Source organism: Maribacter luteus (assembly GCF_009674825.1).
Lineage (GTDB): Bacteria > Bacteroidota > Bacteroidia > Flavobacteriales > Flavobacteriaceae > Maribacter_A > Maribacter_A luteus.
In genome coordinates this window covers 520,792-539,907 of the sequence record NZ_WKJH01000002.1, presented here as the reverse complement: position 1 = coordinate 539,907, position 19,116 = coordinate 520,792, and the positions used below count along the sequence as shown (strand labels likewise).

Below are 19,116 nucleotides of genomic sequence, written 5' to 3'. Positions count from 1 at the left end.
GAAAACTATTTATTTACGCTGATCATTACCGCCTCACAGCTTTTAAGATCGGAATTCAGGATAATGTTCTCAGAGGTCGTTCCGTCGGTAATCTCGACAGAAACGGTATTGGGGGCGTATTTTCCCAAGTTATGGGCATAGAGGAACAGGTCGTTTTTCTTATTGGGGTCTAAAGTGATTTCTATCTGCTTCTTGGAATAGGTCAATAGGTGTTTTGAAATTATAGTATACCCATTAAGATAAATGGAAACAATATCACCATCTTGGCGGCCATGGTCCCAAACACTTATTTTAATTTTCTCGTTTTTAAAGGTCAATTCCTTCACGTACGTAATATTGCGCCCGTCGAACTCCATTCTCTTGGGAGCTTCATCGGTTTTTGGCGCTTCAGGTTTCTTAGGTGTTTCTGGCTTTGACCCAGTATTGTTTTTTGATGCGTTCAAAAGACGATATTGTTCTTTGCGAGCATCCGATTCTTTATTCCGGATAGAAAAATAAGGTGTCGATACTTTTGCGATATGAAACTTGTCATCGGGAAACATCTCAATGCCCACAACTTGATAATTATCCCCAGAGCTAATGTTCTTGGCCAAAATGATTCCGTCGGCCTTACCTGTATTTTTAAAAGTCCCCAGTTCCTGTACTACCATATCATCCTTTGCAAGGAAAAAACGGATGGATTTTGTCGCATCGATATTCTTCGTATTCCATTCCAGTTCTGCCGGCCCGGGTATGGTCCATATGGTATTTCTGTTCGGGGAGGTAATATTGATGGTCGATTTCAGAATATCGAATTCTTGGGTCTCCCCAATGGTCTCTGAAAGGTTTGAAGTGGTAAGTGCCTTATAAGAAGCTATAAAATCATTGTGGGTCGGTGCCAAATCAAATCCATAGGTATGCCCCTGTATGCATTGACACAACAAAAAAGTACTGAATAAAAAAATAATACGCATATAAAAACCTAATCCGATTTGACGGTTAACAAGAATCAAAGTCTATGCCAATCCCTATATTCACGAAGATACAGCATAAATATTTGGTATGCTTCATATTTGTATACGTGTATTATGGGTGTCATGGATTTCTTCGTAGATTTAAGCGTAGTTTTTTCAGATACTTGTTAAAGTGAATAGTGAGATGCAAAAAAAACAATTGATAGAATGTCACCAAAGAATCACCCCTTTCATTCATAGGACCCCGGTACTCACTTCCCATTTATTGAATAAAATCGCTGGGGTCGAGGTTTTCTTCAAGTGTGAGAATTTTCAAAGGATGGGGGCATATAAAATGCGGGGAGCTACGAATGCCATTCTGCAATTGACCAAGGAACAAAAAGGAAAAGGGGTGGTCACCCATTCTTCGGGCAACTTCGCACAGGCCTTGTCATTGGCGGCAAAAAGTCTAGGGGTCAAAGCCTATATTGTAATGCCTTCATCGGCACCTCGGGTTAAGAAAGAAGCCGTTAAGGAATATGGGGGGTATATTATTGAATGTGCACCTACGCTCCAAGCCAGACAGGCAATGGCCAAAAAGATTGAAGATGAAAAAGGGGCCACTTTTATACACCCATCCAACGATTTGGATGTAATCGCAGGGCAAGGTACCGCCTGTATGGAATTATTGCAGGAACATCCCGACTTTGATATAGTGGTCGTTCCTGTTGGGGGTGGCGGACTCATTGCCGGGACAGCACTTGCAGCACATTATTTTGGGGATGATTGTACCGTGATCGGTGCGGAACCTTTTGAGGTCGATGATGCTTACCGCTCCTTGAAAAGCGGTAAAATAGAATCGAATGACACTACGAATACCATCGCAGACGGACTCAAGACCGAGCTCGGGGATAATACCTTTCCGCTGATCCAAAAATATGTGGAAGGTATTGTTCGTGTTGGCGAGGATGAAATAATAGCGGCCATGAAATTGGTTTGGGAGCGTATGAAGATCATTATAGAGCCTTCAAGTGCGGTGGCTTTTGCCGCAGTGCTTCGTGAAAAGGAGCTGTTCAAGAATAAAAAAGTAGGAATCATTATTTCTGGAGGGAATGTAGATCTTAAGAATCTTCCTTTTTAGATTATATCCGGTTGATTTAAATCATATCCATTTCATTTTCTTTAATCAGATTATTTGGAGCCACACCTGTTTTTCATTAGATCTTTACCAGATTTCTTTGTGGTCATATCAAAAATGTTGATAATATTATTATGGAAATAATCCATAAAATAGGAAATATTCCATAATTTAGCTATCCCGTTTTTTAGAGGGATAGTTATGCAAAAGACCATACTTCATTTAGATTTGGATACTTTTTTTGTATCCGTGGAACGACTCTTGAACAGCGAGTTGCAAAATCGGCCCTTATTGGTGGGTGGTACTAGTGATCGCGGAGTGGTAGCGGCCTGTAGTTATGAGACTCGTGGTTTTGGGGTGCATTCGGGAATGCCCATGAAAATGGCAAAGGAATTATGTCCTGAAGCAGTCGTCATTAGGGGCAATGCGGGTACCTATAGTAAACATTCCGATATGGTCACCGATATCATAAAGGAGCAGGTGCCCTTGTTCGAGAAGTCGAGTATTGATGAATTTTATGCAGACCTCTCTGGAATGGACCGTTTTTTTGGCTGTTACCAATATGCTTCCGAACTCCGACAAAGAATAAGTAAAGAAACGGGGTTGCCGATTTCTTTTGGACTTTCGGCAAATAAAGTAGTCTCCAAAGTCGCTACTGGTGAGGCCAAGCCAAACAATCAACTGAAAATAGATTTGGGGTATGAAAAACCTTTTTTAGCTCCCCTGTCGATAAAAAAAATACCCATGGTGGGCGATAAGACCTATCAGACCCTTCGCAATCTCGGATTACGGAAAGTAAAGACGGTTCAAGAAATGCCGATGGATCTGATGCAACGCGTATTGGGAAAGAACGGGGAGGTCATCTGGAAGCGTGCCAATGGGGTAGACCATACACCCGTAATCCCTTTTTGCGAGCGAAAATCCATTTCCAACGAACGTACTTTTGATAAGGATACTATTGATGTGGTAAAACTGAGGGGCATTCTTATCGCGATGACCGAGAATCTGGCCTTTCAATTACGTAGGGGAGAAAAACTGACAGCCTGTATTGCCGTCAAGATCCGTTATTCCGATTTTAATACGTATTCCAAGCAAATGCGCATTCCGTATACGAGTGCCGACCATATTCTCATTCCTAAGATTTTGGAAATGTTCAAAACATTGTACAACAGAAGGTTATTGGTGCGCTTGGTCGGCATACGGTTCAGTCATTTGGTGTCCGGTAATTATCAGATCAACCTTTTTGAAGATACCGAAGAAGCGTTGAACCTTTATGCGGCCATGGATCGTATGCGGGAACGCTATGGGGATAAAAGTGTGGTGAGGGCTTCGGCCATGGGGGCAAAGACCATAGGTAGAATGCATAACCCGTTCAATGGGCAACCACCGATTGTGTTGGCACATCGGAAACAGTAAGGGTGGTATTAAGTATTGAGGGATGTAGGTTCCAATGCTTTATATAGGGTTTGACTTTTCTGGTAATCTCTTTGCTTGGGACGATATCGTTGAGATCGCTTCACTGCGTTCGCGATGACGTCTTCACGGGGAGCCTGTGACGAAGTGATCTCTTAGCTCGGAACACGGATTAAGAATACCAAAATCGAATGTCTAACATCTAAAATCTAACGTCTATCTATCTCAATTGTCACACATATTACAGTCTGCGCTTCGGAACTTTTTCCGAACTCGAACTCCTGCAATTGGCCCAAACCAACCATGTGACCCAATTGGCCCTGACCGATATCAACAATACCTCGGCCGGACTCAATTTCGTACGTAAGGCCAAGCAATTTAATATACGGCCTATTTTGGGCATCGATTTTAGGAATGGGGTAGATTGTTGTTTTGTGGGTATTGCCAAGAATAATGAAGGCTATCAAGAATTGAATGCCTTTTTATCATGGCACCTGCATAAAGAGGAAAAATTACCCGCCATTGCCCCACATTTTGATAATGCCTATATTATTTATCCCTTTGAGAAGGTGTTGCTCAATGACCAGATTACCTTTTCCGAAGATGAATATATCGGTATTTCGATTGCCGATCTACGGCGATTGCCTTTTTCCAAATTGGTGGAGCTCAAGTCAAAATTGGTAGTGTTACAACCTGTAACCTTTAGGAATAAGCGTGATTACAATGCACATCGCCTTTTACGTGCCATTGATAATAACACGTTGCTGAGTAAATTACCTAAGACTGAGGAAGCCCATGAGGATGAAAAGATGTTTCCCGTACAGAATCTGGCGGCGGCCTTTTCGGAATATCCCTTTATTTTGGAGAATACCGAGAAGTTGATGAACTCCTGTAGCATACATTTTGATTTTTCGGAAGGACGCGAACCCCAGAATCAAAAGACGTATCTACAGTCTAAGGAAGAGGATGAAAGATTGCTCGAGGAACTATGTCGAAAAGGGTTGCCGTATCGCTATCCCGAGATGAACGATACGATTTTGAATCGGCTGGAGAAAGAGTTGGGATTGATTAAGAAAATGGGGTTCGTTTCTTATTTCCTTATCAATTGGAATATTGTTTCCCATGCCCAAAAGAAGGGTTTTTTCTATGTAGGCCGGGGTAGTGGGGCCAATAGCATCGTGGCCTATTTATTACGGATCACCGATGTGGATCCCATAGAGTTGGATCTGTATTTTGAACGTTTCATCAATCTTTATCGGGTGAATCCCCCCGACTTCGATATCGATTTTTCATGGCGTGACCGGGAGGAAATGACCCAGTATATTTTTGACACGTTCAAGAATGTGGTGCTTTTGGGAACCTACGTCACCTTTAAGCATCGTGGTGTGGTGCGTGAGTTGGGGAAGGTGTTCGGACTGCCTAAAAACGAAATCGATTTATTGGCCGATGGGCGGTATCAACCTTCACGGTTGGATGAGGTTTCGAATTTGGTCCTGAAGTATGGGGAATTGATCAAGGGCATGCCCAATTATTTGAGCATTCATGCCAGTGGAATCCTGATCAGCGAAAAACCGGCACATTATTTTTCCGCGACCCATTTACCTCCCAAGGGATTTGCTACGGTTATGTTCGATATGGTCATTGCCGAGGATGTCGGACTGTATAAGTACGATATTTTAGGGCAGCGGGGTTTGGCAAAAATAAAAGAGACCATGGAGATCCTGGAAGCAAGTCGCCCCGAGGAAATCGCTAAGTTCGATATTCATGATATCAAAGCTTTTAAGAACGACCCCAATATCAATAACATGATAAAGAGTGCACAATGTATGGGGTGTTTTTACGTAGAATCACCCGCCATGCGTATGTTGCTCAAAAAATTGCAGGTAGACAGTTATTTGGGCCTGGTGGCGGCAAGCTCGATTATACGCCCTGGAGTGGCCAAAAGTGGAATGATGCGGGAGTATATATTACGACATCGCAATCCGGGGCGGGCCGAAGAGAAAGCACATCCGGTAATGTTGGATATTATGCCCGAGACCAATGGCGTTATGGTCTATCAGGAAGATGTGATCAAAGTGGCCAATTGTTTCGCAGGTTTGGATCTGGGTGAGGCCGATGTACTTCGAAGGGGGATGAGCGGTAAATTCCGTTCACGGGAGGAATTTCAAAAAGTAAAGGACAAGTTCATTGGTAATTGTCGGGAAAAGGGTTATGATGATAAGCTTATTTTTGAGATTTGGGGGCAGATTGCCAGTTTTGCGGGTTATGCCTTTGCCAAGGGGCATTCGGCTTCCTATGCTGTGGAAAGTTACCAGAGCCTTTTTTTAAGAACATACTATCCGTTGGAATATATGGTCGCCGTACTCAATAACGGAGGCGGATTTTACCGTGCTGAAAGCTATATTCATGAAGCCCGTATGTTGGGGGCCACTATTCATGCTCCTTGTGTAAATAAAAGTCAACCTGCCAATTGTCTTTACGGCACACAGCTGTATCTGGGACTTATGTATCTAAAGGAGTTGGAAAGTCGGGTTATGGATCGTATCCTTAAGGAACGGACAGCGAACGGACCTTTTACCTCTTTGGCCGATTTCCTGGATCGGGTGGTCATTTCCATAGAACAGGTAAGCATTCTTATCCGTATCGATGCCTTTCGGTTTACCCAGGTCAACCAGCACGAATTGTTGTGGCAAGCTCATTTGTTCCTATCCAAGGGGATGTTGGTAGAGCATCCAAAGTTGTTTCCCCCGCGACATCAAAAATTCAGCATTCCCAAGATGCATACCACCGATCTTGAGATGGCCTTTACTCAATTGGAACTTTTAGGTTTTTGCCTGTGCAGCCCCTTTGAACTCTTGAAAGAACCACTAAAGAACGACCATGGCAGTAAGGATTTGGAACGCTATTTGGGTAACCATATCGATATTTACGGTTATTTGGTCACGGTCAAGAACACTAGCACCCATAACGGGAAACGTATGCATTTTGCCACGTTGTTAGATCAACACGGGGAAGTGTTCGATACGGTATTGTTTCCACCCGTAGCGGCCAAATACCATTTTAGGGGTAGGGGAGTATATCGTTTTTATGGTAAGGTCGTCAGCGAATTTGGGTTTTTGAGTATCGAAGTCATTAAAATGTTGAAACAGGATTATATACAGGATCCAAGATATGCCGATATGAAGACAGCGAATAAGGTATTCTCAAATAAAAAATAGGGTAACCTTATGCTACATGCGTTCTAATGCCATAATCGCCCAAGGGTAATACTTCTTCCCATTCATTCAAAACTATTTCGAACACGGGGTCAATAATAAATTCATCTTCTTTTTTTGCTGAGAAACAAAAAACTTCCAAAGGGTTAATACCGGGTTTTATACATGAAGGGTCTAGAGCCAATTTTCGAATTAAAAACTTACCTAAGGCTTTATGCCTATTTTTAATCAGTATGTTTATGAGTTCAATGGCCCACTCCATATTCGAAAGAATTAATCTGGTACAATCACTATGGTCCTTTGTCAAGGTATAGTTTATTTTACAAGATCTACAACGAACCACTAACAATTCGTCGTGTTGATGGTTCCATAATTGCATTTTAAAGTCATTACACTGTTTGCATACTGGAGTCGTCTGTCCCAGATGTTCAAGTTGCTCCATCAAATCCCCATACCTGACAAGTGATCGCATATTTCGGGTTAACCATAATCTTTTCTCTTTTTTCTGCTTGATGCGGTCATAGGCGAAATACCAGTTTAAAAAAAGAAATAAGGAAAGGGAAAATGAAACCAGCAATATAGGGCCAATATCCAAAATAAAGGATTGGATAGAGACAGAAAGGCTCATCAAACTTGTTTGAGTAAGTGCTAAATACATAGTCGGGGGGACTTTAAAAGTCCATAAGATAGAAAATCGACTTATATAACGTGTATTTTAAATATTACGAAAATGTTAAGTTTCGCGTATTTTAGTTCCTTTTTATTACTGAAATGGCGTATTAGGGTTATGCTCCAAATTAAAGACAGAACGTTATGATAAAAATTGTAATACAGTTTTTGGGGAAATGAATTGAGTCTTTGGTTTAGGTGAAAAAAATGGTTTAAGCATTAGGTCGAGCTAAAGTCATCTGATTGTAAGGATTAGATAACAATATAGACTACGTATATTTGGTCAAGGCCTTTTATGCCATTAAACCAATGTCAGGAATACATTGGGAGTGTCTAACAAGAATTAACAGAACCATATGTGGGACGAACGATATGCCAATGAAGAATACGCCTACGGCACGGAACCCAATACTTTTTTTAAGAATGTAATAGCTCAACAGAGCCTTGGTGGTAGTATTTTATTGCCAGCCGAAGGTGAAGGTCGAAATGCGGTATATGCGGCAAAAACGGGTTTAGAGGTAAGTGCTTTTGATATAAGTATAGAAGGTAAAAACAAGGCCATGAAATTGGCCGAGAAAGAAATGGTAAGAATAAATTATGAAGTTGGGGAGTTTTTTAATCTGTCATTGGTTAATAAAGAATATGATGCGGCAGCCCTTATTTTTGCACATTTTCCACCCCAAATCGCATCAAAATACCATCATAAAATCGCTGATTTAATAAAACCGGGCGGACTAATGATCATTGAAGGGTTCAGTGTTGGGCATTTGGCATTGAGAAAGTTGAATCCGGAAGTTGGTGGTCCGGGCCATATAGATATGTTGTATTCGGAAGAAACGATACAAAGGGATTTTCCGAATTTCGAGATCATACAACTTGAAGAGGCCCATGTTGAACTGAATGAAGGTAATTTTCATAACGGTATGAGTAAGGTGATCCGATTTATTGGGAAGAAAATCGGATAAGGTTCAAAACTCATAAATTTCTAGTTGTCACTAAGGCGATCACGTTCGATCTTATCAATGTCCCGTTTATTGTCCTCCAATCTAAAATTACCAAAGTTGAAGGTGAACCCTAATCGCACATATTGTGTCTCTGGGCGCGTAAGATAGCTGTTGTCTTGATTTAGGTATTTCGATGAGATGCGGCTGTTCACTTTGTTCAAAAGGTCATTGGCCTGTAAACTGAGTACTGCTCTTTTATTCCAAAGTGTTTTGCGTAAACCAAGTGTAAGGTTGGTTCTTTCTTCTTGGGTATAGGACCCTTCTAAAAATCCGGATAAGTAAGTCAACCCAATTTCTCCTTTAAAAGTGCCATCCTTAGAGAGGTTCAGATAATTCGTAAGGTCTATGTAGGCGCCATTCACCTCATTGGTAACGGTTTGGTCATTACTTTCAAGGGCAATAAAGGTTTCATCTTCATGAAAGATGGAAATATAAGTATAGAGGTACCACCAATTCATCACAGACTTGCCATAAGTGAAATCTAATCCGTAAGATGTACTTTCGAGGACATTCTGGGTAATGTCGCGAAGAACGAGGTTTTGATTGTCCTGAAAGAGAAGTGAAGAGATGTATTTGCCATTATCGCGATAGTAAAGGTCAAAATAAAATTCCTCGTTTAAGGTATAGTTCAGATTAAAATTATGGCTGAAAGATGGACTTAAATTCGGGTTGCCCTCACTGAAATTATTCTCATTGATATAATATCGAAACGGATTCAATTCCTCATATCGTGGGCGGGTTAATTTTCGGGAATAATTAAAAGCGAAACTATGGTTGTCGTGTGGTTTATAGTTGAGGTGTACTGTAGGAAACAGTTCAAAATACATTAAATCATTTATTTCGGAAAGGGATGTTGAAAAACCGGTGCTTTTGGTCTGTTCTGCACGTAACCCAGCTTTGAAACTTGTTTTTTCCCAATCTTTGGACAAACTGAAGTAACCTGCATATACCTGCTCTTCGTAACGGTAATCATCTGACAGGTTTGAAATAAGCACCTTTTCGTCATTGGTGGTATTGTAATAAGCGATGCCACTATCCGAGTTGATAAAAGATCCTTTCAATCCAGTTTCAAAATCGAAAATGCCAATGGTAGTCGTTAGGTCCAATTGTGTTGTAAAGATTTCAATGTCCTGGTCTGCATCCGTATAAAAACCGAAGGTTCTCATAAATTCGTTATCCACATTAAAATAGTCAGATTGCGCATTTTGGGTATTGTCACCTTTGTATTTTGTAAAATGACCGTTTAAGACCAAGCTTCCTTCTTCCTTAAAACTGTATTCATACGTTAGGTCCGTTGAAAAATTGTTTTTATTCTCAAGTAAGTCACTTTGGGTTACAAAAGTCGAATCTAATTGCCCTTGTCCATTTCGCATTTCTGTAAATTGCATGTTGTCGAATGTCTTATTAGGGGAAATAGATGCACTAGAAGCAAGAATGATCGTATTCCTATCATTGATTGCATAATCAAGGTTGAGTTGAGCAGTATGGCTTTTTGCCTTTGTGGTTTTATCGTAATCGGTTAGCCATCGAGAAAAAACCCCGGTGTCGTCGATAAAATTTATGGCACTTTCGGTATTTTTAAAATCTTTTCGAGGCCCATGAATATATGAGGCGAACAAGTTTAATTTTTCGGTTTTATAAAAATGCAAGGTTCCTAAAGTGTATTTAGGAAAAATGGATTGGGTATAGGTGCTACTGATGTTGCCTTTGTACCCCATTGAGATATTCTTGTTGGTCACGATATTCAATACAGGTCCGCCTTCGGCATCATATTTTGCGGGAGGATTACTGATTACCTCAATTTGTTTAATGTGACCGGCTGAATAGTTCTCCAAGAGTTCACGGATTTCATCTGAGGACAATTGTACTTTTCGATCATTAATGTAGACGGTTGCCGCTTGTCCGCGGATCATTAAATTCTCCTGCATGGCAATAACCCCGGGAGTACGTTTAAGAACATCCCAAGAACTACCTTGGGACACCACGGAATTTTCTATATTGAAGACCAAACGATCTGTTAGTCGTTCTATTTTCGGTTTCATTGAGGTTACTATGACCTCATCTAGGTTTTCAGTGCTTTGGTCAATGATCAACGCCCCTAGGACAATGTCCTTTGAAACATCTAACCCTATTAAATTGGAAGATCTACCAATATAACTGGCTTTGATTAAATAGGTGCTGGGCGTAACATTTTTAAAAGTGAACATTCCATTATCATCGGCTGATACCCCCCTTACCATTGTACTATCAGAGACTTTTAATAAGAACACCGATGCAAAGGGGATAATTTGGTCTTCTCCATTTTTAATAGTGCCGGAAACCTCGAAATTCTGGGCATTCAATTGAAGGGTAAAGGAGAATAAGGTCACTAAAATGAGGGGAATGTACTTCACTTAACATTTTTATTACACATCAAATCTAACAAAAACGATTCTTTTTCCTTACAAAATCTTCATTTGATTTTCCATTATTCTTCTGATTTTATGGTATTTGCAATGTGGATTTTATAAAAAGAATCAAGAAAATGCAAAGGTGTGTTAAAAATAATTGTTCTCCTGTATTGATCTGAGGTAAATTTAGGTATGTTTTTGGGCTTAATTGTTTTAAAAATAACACGCTGAACAGAATATCATAATTACCTTGAAATAATGAGGTAAATTTTTAGTAGAGAAAATTTCAAACCAGAATAATTCATTCAATTTCTAAAAACTTACCGTTTTAATCTGTTTAAATGAAAATGGACGTTTTTGGCGGTATGTAATATGGAATGGCGGTTTTAGTTGAATAGGATTCTATAAAGAGTTAACGGCGATCTTGTGTATTTCTTTAGGGGCAATAGCGGTTTCACGATAAACCTTCTGGACAATTTCATATAAATCCGGAATTACCGTCTTCGCTATTTGTGAATTGTTGTTCATTAGTACACAAATACCTAGATCGGATTCTGGGTAAAGGGCAATTTCATTTCTATAATTATTTACACTTCCACCGTGGTGCCATATGGTTTTTTCAGCAGTTGAATCCGTTTCGATGAATTTATGAATCCTCCATCCAAAGCCGTAATACGACCCTGTATGGCCGGGCCAACGTTGATAATATTTACTATGTCCCGAAATCTCGATAAAAGGATTAAATGCCTCGCCTATAGCGGTACTTTTCATGACATCAGGATTGTGTCCTAGTAAAAAACGCATCCATAAACCCATATCATGGGCATTGGAACTGATACCCCCAGCTGCTACGGCATTGTAATAATTGTCCCTGATAAGTCCCGCTTTCCAACCATTATGGGATTTAACATGGGGCATGGCAATATTGGACTCATGTGTCAAAGTTTCATATTCCGTAGTAGTGGCACTCATGTGCAAAGGCTTAAAAAATCTATCGTCTAACAGTGCATTTATTTTTTCTCCAGTTGCCTTGCGCATCATTTCACCACAAAGGGCGAACATGGCGTTTTGATAGCTGTACATGGTGCCCGGTTTGCTAATCGGCATTACTTCTTTAAAACGTTTGGCTATATCTTTCAGGGGCAAACCAGCTTCTACAAGATTGGTAAAACTGTGATATGGAGTACCCGAAGTGTGGGATAAAATATTGGCTAGGGTAATATTATTTGTGCTCGTGCCATCACCTAATTGAAATTCAGGAAGGTAATCACTCACTTTATCCGTCCAATTCAATTTACCTTCATTTTTGATATTTGCCGCCAGTATGCCCGCAAAACCTTTGGACAATGATCCTAATCTAAAAACGGTTTCTCCGTTTACCTGACTATTTTCAAAACTCTTCTTTTTGCCAAAACCTTCAGAGATTAGAATAGAATCCCCTTTTACAATACTCACTCCGGCTCCTACGATATCCCCGTTGGCGATGGCTTTATTAAAATAGTCAATTAATGCTGTTTGTATTGTTCTTTGTCTAATGGTGTAGCGTAAAGCATCCTTTTTATTGCTCTTAGAATTCTCAGTTTTGGTTATCGCGGTCTCTATTTTTTTTGGAATTTCAGAAGATTTCGAATGAAATGGGCCCGTAGCAAAAATCGATAATGTAAGGATAACGAGCGCCGATGCGATTAATATTTTATGTTTCTGCATAGAAGAACGTTTCTTTATAGATTAGAGGTAGAACAAAAATAGGATGAATTGCTTAAATAACGGTTGAAATGCACTTTTCTTGTAGTTTTTGGCTCTTTTTATGGTTTTTTAACATTAATTGGGGCTTAGGTGAAAGTTGGTGGTGGTAAAGGGGTTTTCCTATCCGATTTCTTAATAAATTGTCCTCAAGTGAAAAAAAATGTTTTGGTCGAAATCCTTATCAGTTTAATAAGTTTGAAGAATCAAAAAATTTCAGATTTGTATATGTGCTGTAATATATATCCGTGGGTTTAATTTAAAACAACCGACTTTTTACTTGATAATCCGACAACATCAATTTACATCTTATGCCGCTGATTTTAAAGAACAAAAACCTAGAGCTTCAAATAGATTATCCCAACGAAGGATATAATTCGGCACGTTTTGACTGGTCGGGGAAAATTACCAAAGTAAAGTTTAAAAGCCGTTCGATTACTGGGTTAGAAAGGACCGATTATAAAAACGATGGATTTTTGGGTAAAGGATTTTATAATGAATTCGGTATCGATTCTGCCTTGGGTTTCACCGATACCGAAATAGGAGGGTGGTTTCATAAAATAGGCATAGGCTTACTTAAGAAAAAGAGTGGTCAATATCTCTTTCATGAAAAATACGAGATCAAACCGGCCGAATTTAAGATAACGAAAAGTCCTAATGTCTTAACGTTCAATTGTATATCGGAATTGGTTAATGGGTATGCCTATACCTTGAAAAAAGTGGTTACACTTAATGAAAGTGGTTTTACAATTGATTATACCCTGACTAATAAGGGGAGTAAAGATATTTATACCGATGAGTATGTACATAATTTTATGGCGCTGGACAAAGCATTGATGGGTAAGGGTTATGTTTTGAATTTCCCTTTTGCCTTGCAACCCGAAAAGTTTGGGGAAACTTTGAACCCGGAACAAAAGGTTGTTATAGGAACAAAAGGTTTTGGCTTTAACGGTACACCCAACGAGCAGTTCTTTTTTAGTAACCTTTCAGGTGGGGAAGAAGTGAATGCCACTTGGGAATTGCATCATCAAGAAAGCAGGATCGGTATTTGTGAAACGGGTAATTTTAAAACCGATAAAATAAATCTTTGGGGCTGGAGGCATGTGATCAGTCCAGAATTGTTTTTTTCAATTTCCATACGTTCAGGGGAATCGGCAAAATGGTCCAGAACCTATAAGGTGTACGATTTAGATTGAATTGGATGTAAAAATGGTTTAATAATTGAAATCCGGCCTTGTAATTAGTGATATCTTTAAGGGTCTTAAATAACCCGTACCAATGAAGAGGATATTATTGTCATTACTGGTGATTGCCCAATTTTCGGGAGTTGCCCAGAATACGGAAAACGATTCCATAAAAACCACTGTACAAGATATACACAGAACCAATCCCTTTGCGGCACATCCCAATCCCAATGACCCAATAACCTATAAGAATCCTGTACTACCCGGATTTTACTCTGATCCAAGTATATGTAGGGTAGGAGAGGATTATTATTTGATCACAAGTACTTTTGAATATTTTCCAGGCGTACCTGTTTTCCATAGTAAGGACTTGGTGAATTGGGAACAGATAGGTCACTGCATTCATCGAAAAGAGCAATTGCCCAATGGAATTAATATTTTTGCCGCCACGATCCGTTACCATAAGGGTATTTTTTATATGATTACGACTAATGTGGTGAATGGAGGTAATTTTTATGTTACATCTACAAATCCGGCGGGACCGTGGTCAGATCCAATTTGGGTTGATATTCCGGGAATAGATCCCGATTTGTTTTTTGATGGGGACGGAAAGTCTTACGTCATTTCATCTCCGTTTATTCTATATGAAATAGATTTGTCTACAGGCAAACTATTGACAGAAGGTCGAAAAGTCTGGAACGGAACCGGTGGTAGGTATTCCGAAGGTCCACATATTTACAAAAAAGATGGTTTCTATTATTTAATGGGAGCCGAAGGGGGCACAGAAGAAGCGCATTCGGAAACCATTGCGCGCAGTCATGATATCTGGGGCCCATATACCGATAACCCTGCTAACCCAATTTTGGCACATGCCAATGCAGCGGGTCAAGGAAATCCTATTCAGGGTGTTGGGCATGCCGATATGATTGAAGCACATGACGGATCACGATGGGTGGTCTTTCATGGGTATCGCGATATATCGGGAATGGCAGGTGGGGTACATCATATATTGGGACGGGAGACATGTTTGGCACCTGTAACATGGCCTAAGAATGGGTGGCCTGTTATAAATGGAAATGGTACCGTAAACGTGAACATGACCGTACCTACCTTGCCATTGAAGCCTTTTCCCGAGAAACCCAAAAGGACTGATTTTAATAATGACAAACTTGGGCTCGAATTCAATTACTTACATATGCCCCAAGAAGCTAATTATACGTTGGATTCCCGTAAGGGCGTCTTACGGTTAAAGGGATCCGATCTGGTGATTGGGGATGAAGGTTCCCCGACTTTTGTTGGCCGTAGGTTGCAGCATCTGGATTTCACAGCAAGCACTAAGGTCGATTTTGACCCCAAAAATGAAAATGAAGAAGCAGGTGTGATTCTTCTGAACAACGATTCGCACTTTGATCTTTTGATCCATAGGAAAAACGGGAAACGAATACTTCAGGTAAATCTTCAATTTGGTTCTACGAACTACTCATCCAAAACGTTTGAACTGAAACCTGGTCCGGTTACATTAAGGGTCAAAGGGGAGCGAACATCATTTAAATTTTCTTATTCCCAGGGCAATGGGGAATTCACAGATATCGAATCGGTTGATGCTAAGTTTCTGAGTTCGGAAACTGTTGGCTGGTTCACAGGGGTGTATGTAGGCATGTATGCAACGGGTAACGGTAAAAAAAGTAAAGAAATAGCTTTTTTTGATTGGTTTGAATATGAGGGGAAATAATCTCTTGTTCGTAATAAATCAAAAGTAAGTAGGATTGATATGGTCGGCTGAGCGAGCGATTCTTGCGATTTTATGGTTTAACGGTGTTAGTGTATTCAAATATTTTTGAGGTATTCTAAAAATCATCACCTTTTTGTTGAATAATCCGTAAATTACCACTCAAATAAAGAGTGTTTATTACAGATGAAACAAGTTATTCCTTATAAACCCAAGAATAAAGTACGTATCGTTACGGCAGCTTCCCTCTTCGATGGGCACGATGCATCTATAAATATTATGCGACGCATTATCCAAGCTACCGGGGTCGAAGTCATTCACCTAGGTCACGATCGTAGTGTGGAAGAAGTGGTGCAAACTGCCATTCAGGAAGATGTGAACGCCATTGCCATGACCTCCTATCAAGGCGGGCATAATGAGTATTTTAGATATATGTATGATTTGCTCAAGGAAAAAAAAGCAGATCATATCAAGATTTTTTGTGGAGGAGGAGGTGTAATCCTTCCAGAAGAGATAAAGGCTTTGATGGATTATGGTATCACGAAAATTTATTCGCCTGATGATGGGCGCACCATGGGCCTTCAAGGTATGATCAATGATTTGGTGCAAAAGTCAGATTTTCCCAATCCTCCATTGGTACTTCCTGAAGGAAAGGGAATAGAACAGCTTCTTCAAGGGAAACATGTGAAAACCATTGCACGTGGCATCAGTTTGGCTGAGAACAGGCCTGAAGAGTTCAAAAATATTTTTGCCCATTTAAGTGCATCTGATGCTGGTATTTTTCCCGTACTTGGGATTACCGGGACTGGGGGTGCCGGCAAATCTTCCTTAGTGGATGAGTTGGTACGTCGATTCTTAATTGATTTCCCTAATAAAACGATTGGTATAATTTCGGTCGACCCCTCAAAACGTAAGACAGGCGGGGCATTGCTCGGTGATCGTATTCGAATGAACGCCATCAACGATCCTCGGGTTTATATGCGTAGTTTGGCCACCCGTCAAAGTAATTTGGCCCTTTCAAAACATGTACATGAAGCTGTTGGTATATTAAAGGCCGCCCAATTTGATTTGATCATCCTGGAGACTTCGGGAATTGGGCAATCCGATACCGAGATCATAGAACATAGCGATGTTTCGTTATATGTAATGACACCCGAATTTGGGGCCGCCACCCAACTTGAAAAGATAGATATGCTAGATTTTGCGGATCTGGTGGTCATCAACAAATTCGACAAACGAGGTGCCCTGGATGCTCTTCGTGATGTTAAGAAACAGTATATGAGGAACCATGGTTTGTGGGAGACAAGCCTAGACGACCTTCCGGTTTTCGGTACCATAGCCTCACAATTCAATGACCCGGGGATGAATACCCTTTATAAGGCGGTCATGAACCAACTGGTAGAAAAAACCAATGTAGATTTGAATTCTACCTTTACCGCTTCAGAGGAACAATCGGAAAAGGTTTTTGTCATTCCTCCGGCCAGGACACGTTATCTCTCTGAAATTGCCGAAAGTAACCGGGCATACGATAAAAAGGTCAATGAACAAGTGCAATTGGCCCAGAGGCTTTATGGTGTTTTTAAAACGATTGAAACCATTTCGGATATTGCTCCAAATAGGGTTGAGACCTCTTACCTGATAATGGTTGGATTGAACGAGGAGGAAATTCTGAAACATGTCCGGAATGATGAAGAAAAAGGACACCTATTAAAATTATTGTTCAAGGAATTCAGTCGTATAAAAATGGATTTTGACCCCTATTATTGGGAAATGTTGGTGCAATGGGACCAAAAGGTCAAGAGATACAAAGATCCGGTTTATAGTTTCAAGGTAAGAGGGAAAGAAATAAAGATCCAGACACATACCAATTCCCTTTCGCATAGCAGTATTCCTAAAGTGGCATTACCAAAGTACCAGGCTTGGGGCGATCTTTTACGATGGATGTTGCAAGAGAATGTGCCTGGGGAATTCCCGTTTACTTCAGGTTTGTATCCGTTTAAACGAACAGGTGAAGATCCAACGCGCATGTTTGCTGGTGAGGGTGGTCCCGAACGAACCAATAGACGGTTTCATTATCTGAGTATGGGTATGCCAGCTAAAAGACTTTCCACTGCCTTTGATAGTGTAACCCTATATGGCAGCGATCCAGACCATCGTCCTGATATTTATGGTAAAATAGGTAATGCCGGTGTTTCAATCTGTTGTTTGGATGATGCCAAGAAACTTTATTCCGGCTTTGATCTGGCAAATTCGATGACCTCGGTTAGTATGACGATCAATGGTCCTGCTCCTATGCTCCTCGGCTTTTTCATGAATGCGGCCATTGACCAACAATGTGAGTTGTACATCAAAGAAAATGAACTCGAAAAAGAAGTGGGGACCAAGATTGCATCCATTTATAAGAAGAAAGGTATAGATCGGCCAAAGTACAACGGAGATCTTCCTAACGGCCATAATGGGCTAGGCCTGTTTTTACTTGGTGTCACTGGTGATCAGGTACTACCAAAGGAAACCTATGAAAAGATTAAGTCGAAGACCCTTTCCCAAGTGCGGGGAACGGTACAAGCAGACATTTTAAAGGAAGACCAAGCGCAGAATACCTGCATTTTTTCTACGGAATTCGCCCTACGTCTAATGGGTGATGTGCAAGAATATTTTATTCGCGAAAAGGTGCGTAACTTCTATTCGGTCTCAATTTCGGGCTATCATATTGCTGAGGCCGGTGCCAATCCCATATCCCAATTGGCATTTACATTGGCTAACGGATTTACGTATGTGGAGTACTATTTGGCAAGGGGGATGGACATAAACCAATTCGGCCCTAACCTTTCCTTTTTCTTCAGTAACGGTATTGATCCCGAATATGCGGTGATCGGTCGTGTGGCCCGAAAAATTTGGTCAAAAGCAATGAAAGAAAAATATGGGGCGAACGAAAGGGCTCAGATGCTTAAATACCATATTCAAACATCGGGAAGAAGTTTGCATGCGCAAGAGATAGATTTTAATGATATTCGCACAACGCTGCAAGCATTGTATGCCATATATGACAATTGCAACTCCTTACATACCAACGCCTATGACGAAGCCATCACTACCCCGACCGAGGAATCCGTTCGTAGGGCGATGGCCATTCAATTGATCATAAATAAAGAATTGGGTCTTGCCAAGAACGAAAACCCTATTCAAGGGGCTTTTATCATTGAGGAGTTGACCGATTTGGTAGAGGATGCCGTACTTCAGGAATTTGACCGCATCACGGAACGTGGAGGTGTATTGGGGGCTATGGAGACGATGTACCAACGGAGTAAGATTCAGGAAGAAAGTTTGCATTATGAAACACTGAAACACACAGGGGAATACCCTATTATCGGTGTAAATACCTTTTTGAGCTCCAAGGGCTCACCGACCATTATGCCTGCTGAGGTCATTCGGGCTACCGAGGAAGAAAAGCAATTACAGATCAAAACCAAGGAAAACCTGAACAAGGCCAATGCTGACCAAGTTGAAGCTCAGGTCAAATCTTTGCAACAGGCGGCCATAAACAATGACAACCTATTTGAAAGGTTGATGGAAGTGACCAAGTACTGTACCTTAGGCCAGATTACTTCCGCCTTGTTCAAGGTCGGGGGGCAATATCGCAGGAATATGTAAGGGTTTTTAGTATCCAAAATCATTATCTTTGGAATACTACAAATAAAG

Annotated in this window: 11 protein-coding genes; 7 read left to right on the top strand and 4 right to left on the bottom strand. The window is 40.6% G+C overall.

What is annotated here, in order from left to right:
• Positions 1-5: 5 nt before the first annotated feature.
• The gene (locus tag GJ691_RS05505) at positions 6-953 is read right to left on the bottom strand and encodes a hypothetical protein (RefSeq protein ID WP_154364596.1); all 948 of its coding nucleotides are present in this window, start codon (positions 951-953) and stop codon (positions 6-8) included.
• A 184-nt stretch (positions 954-1,137) separates the two neighbouring features.
• Between GJ691_RS05505 and GJ691_RS05500 the strand changes: the two genes are divergently transcribed.
• The 3 genes from GJ691_RS05500 to GJ691_RS05490 all read left to right on the top strand — a co-directional run bounded on the left by GJ691_RS05500 (position 1,138) and on the right by GJ691_RS05490 (position 6,701).
• On the top strand, positions 1,138-2,073 hold the full coding sequence (locus GJ691_RS05500) for a pyridoxal-phosphate dependent enzyme (RefSeq protein ID WP_154364595.1): 936 nt from the start codon (positions 1,138-1,140) through the stop codon (positions 2,071-2,073).
• A 198-nt stretch (positions 2,074-2,271) separates the two neighbouring features.
• A complete protein-coding gene (locus GJ691_RS05495; protein ID WP_154364593.1) occupies positions 2,272-3,486 on the top strand; it encodes a DNA polymerase Y family protein in 1,215 nt (404 codons plus the stop codon).
• A gap of 215 nt (positions 3,487-3,701) precedes the next feature.
• Positions 3,702-6,701 carry a DNA polymerase III subunit alpha gene (locus tag GJ691_RS05490; protein WP_179955040.1) on the top strand — a complete coding sequence of 1,000 codons (3,000 nt, stop codon included), beginning with the start codon at positions 3,702-3,704 and terminating at the stop codon, positions 6,699-6,701.
• A gap of 7 nt (positions 6,702-6,708) precedes the next feature.
• Here the strand turns inward: GJ691_RS05490 and GJ691_RS05485 are convergent, their stop codons facing one another.
• Positions 6,709-7,326 carry a hypothetical protein gene (locus GJ691_RS05485; protein WP_154364589.1) on the bottom strand — a complete coding sequence of 206 codons (618 nt, stop codon included), beginning with the start codon at positions 7,324-7,326 and terminating at the stop codon, positions 6,709-6,711.
• 397 nt (positions 7,327-7,723) lie between these two features.
• Between GJ691_RS05485 and GJ691_RS05480 the strand changes: the two genes are divergently transcribed.
• Positions 7,724-8,332 carry a class I SAM-dependent methyltransferase gene (locus GJ691_RS05480; RefSeq protein ID WP_154364587.1) on the top strand — a complete coding sequence of 203 codons (609 nt, stop codon included), beginning with the start codon at positions 7,724-7,726 and terminating at the stop codon, positions 8,330-8,332.
• A 20-nt stretch (positions 8,333-8,352) separates the two neighbouring features.
• Here the strand turns inward: GJ691_RS05480 and GJ691_RS05475 are convergent, their stop codons facing one another.
• Complete coding sequence (locus GJ691_RS05475; RefSeq protein WP_179955033.1) at positions 8,353-10,764, bottom strand: TonB-dependent receptor domain-containing protein; 2,412 nt, start codon at positions 10,762-10,764, stop codon at positions 8,353-8,355.
• A 399-nt stretch (positions 10,765-11,163) separates the two neighbouring features.
• Entirely contained in the window at positions 11,164-12,468 is a 1,305-nt protein-coding gene (locus GJ691_RS05470; RefSeq protein ID WP_154364585.1) for a serine hydrolase domain-containing protein, read from the bottom strand.
• A 347-nt stretch (positions 12,469-12,815) separates the two neighbouring features.
• Between GJ691_RS05470 and GJ691_RS05465 the strand changes: the two genes are divergently transcribed.
• From GJ691_RS05465 to GJ691_RS05455, 3 genes are all read left to right on the top strand, one after another.
• Entirely contained in the window at positions 12,816-13,700 is an 885-nt protein-coding gene (locus GJ691_RS05465; protein ID WP_154364583.1) for a hypothetical protein, read from the top strand.
• 82 nt (positions 13,701-13,782) lie between these two features.
• Positions 13,783-15,420: a glycoside hydrolase family 43 protein gene (locus tag GJ691_RS05460; protein ID WP_154364581.1), complete on the top strand. Its 1,638-nt coding sequence runs from the start codon at positions 13,783-13,785 to the stop codon at positions 15,418-15,420.
• 183 nt (positions 15,421-15,603) lie between these two features.
• Positions 15,604-19,068 carry a methylmalonyl-CoA mutase family protein gene (locus tag GJ691_RS05455; RefSeq protein WP_154364579.1) on the top strand — a complete coding sequence of 1,155 codons (3,465 nt, stop codon included), beginning with the start codon at positions 15,604-15,606 and terminating at the stop codon, positions 19,066-19,068.
• Positions 19,069-19,116: the final 48 nt, after the last annotated feature.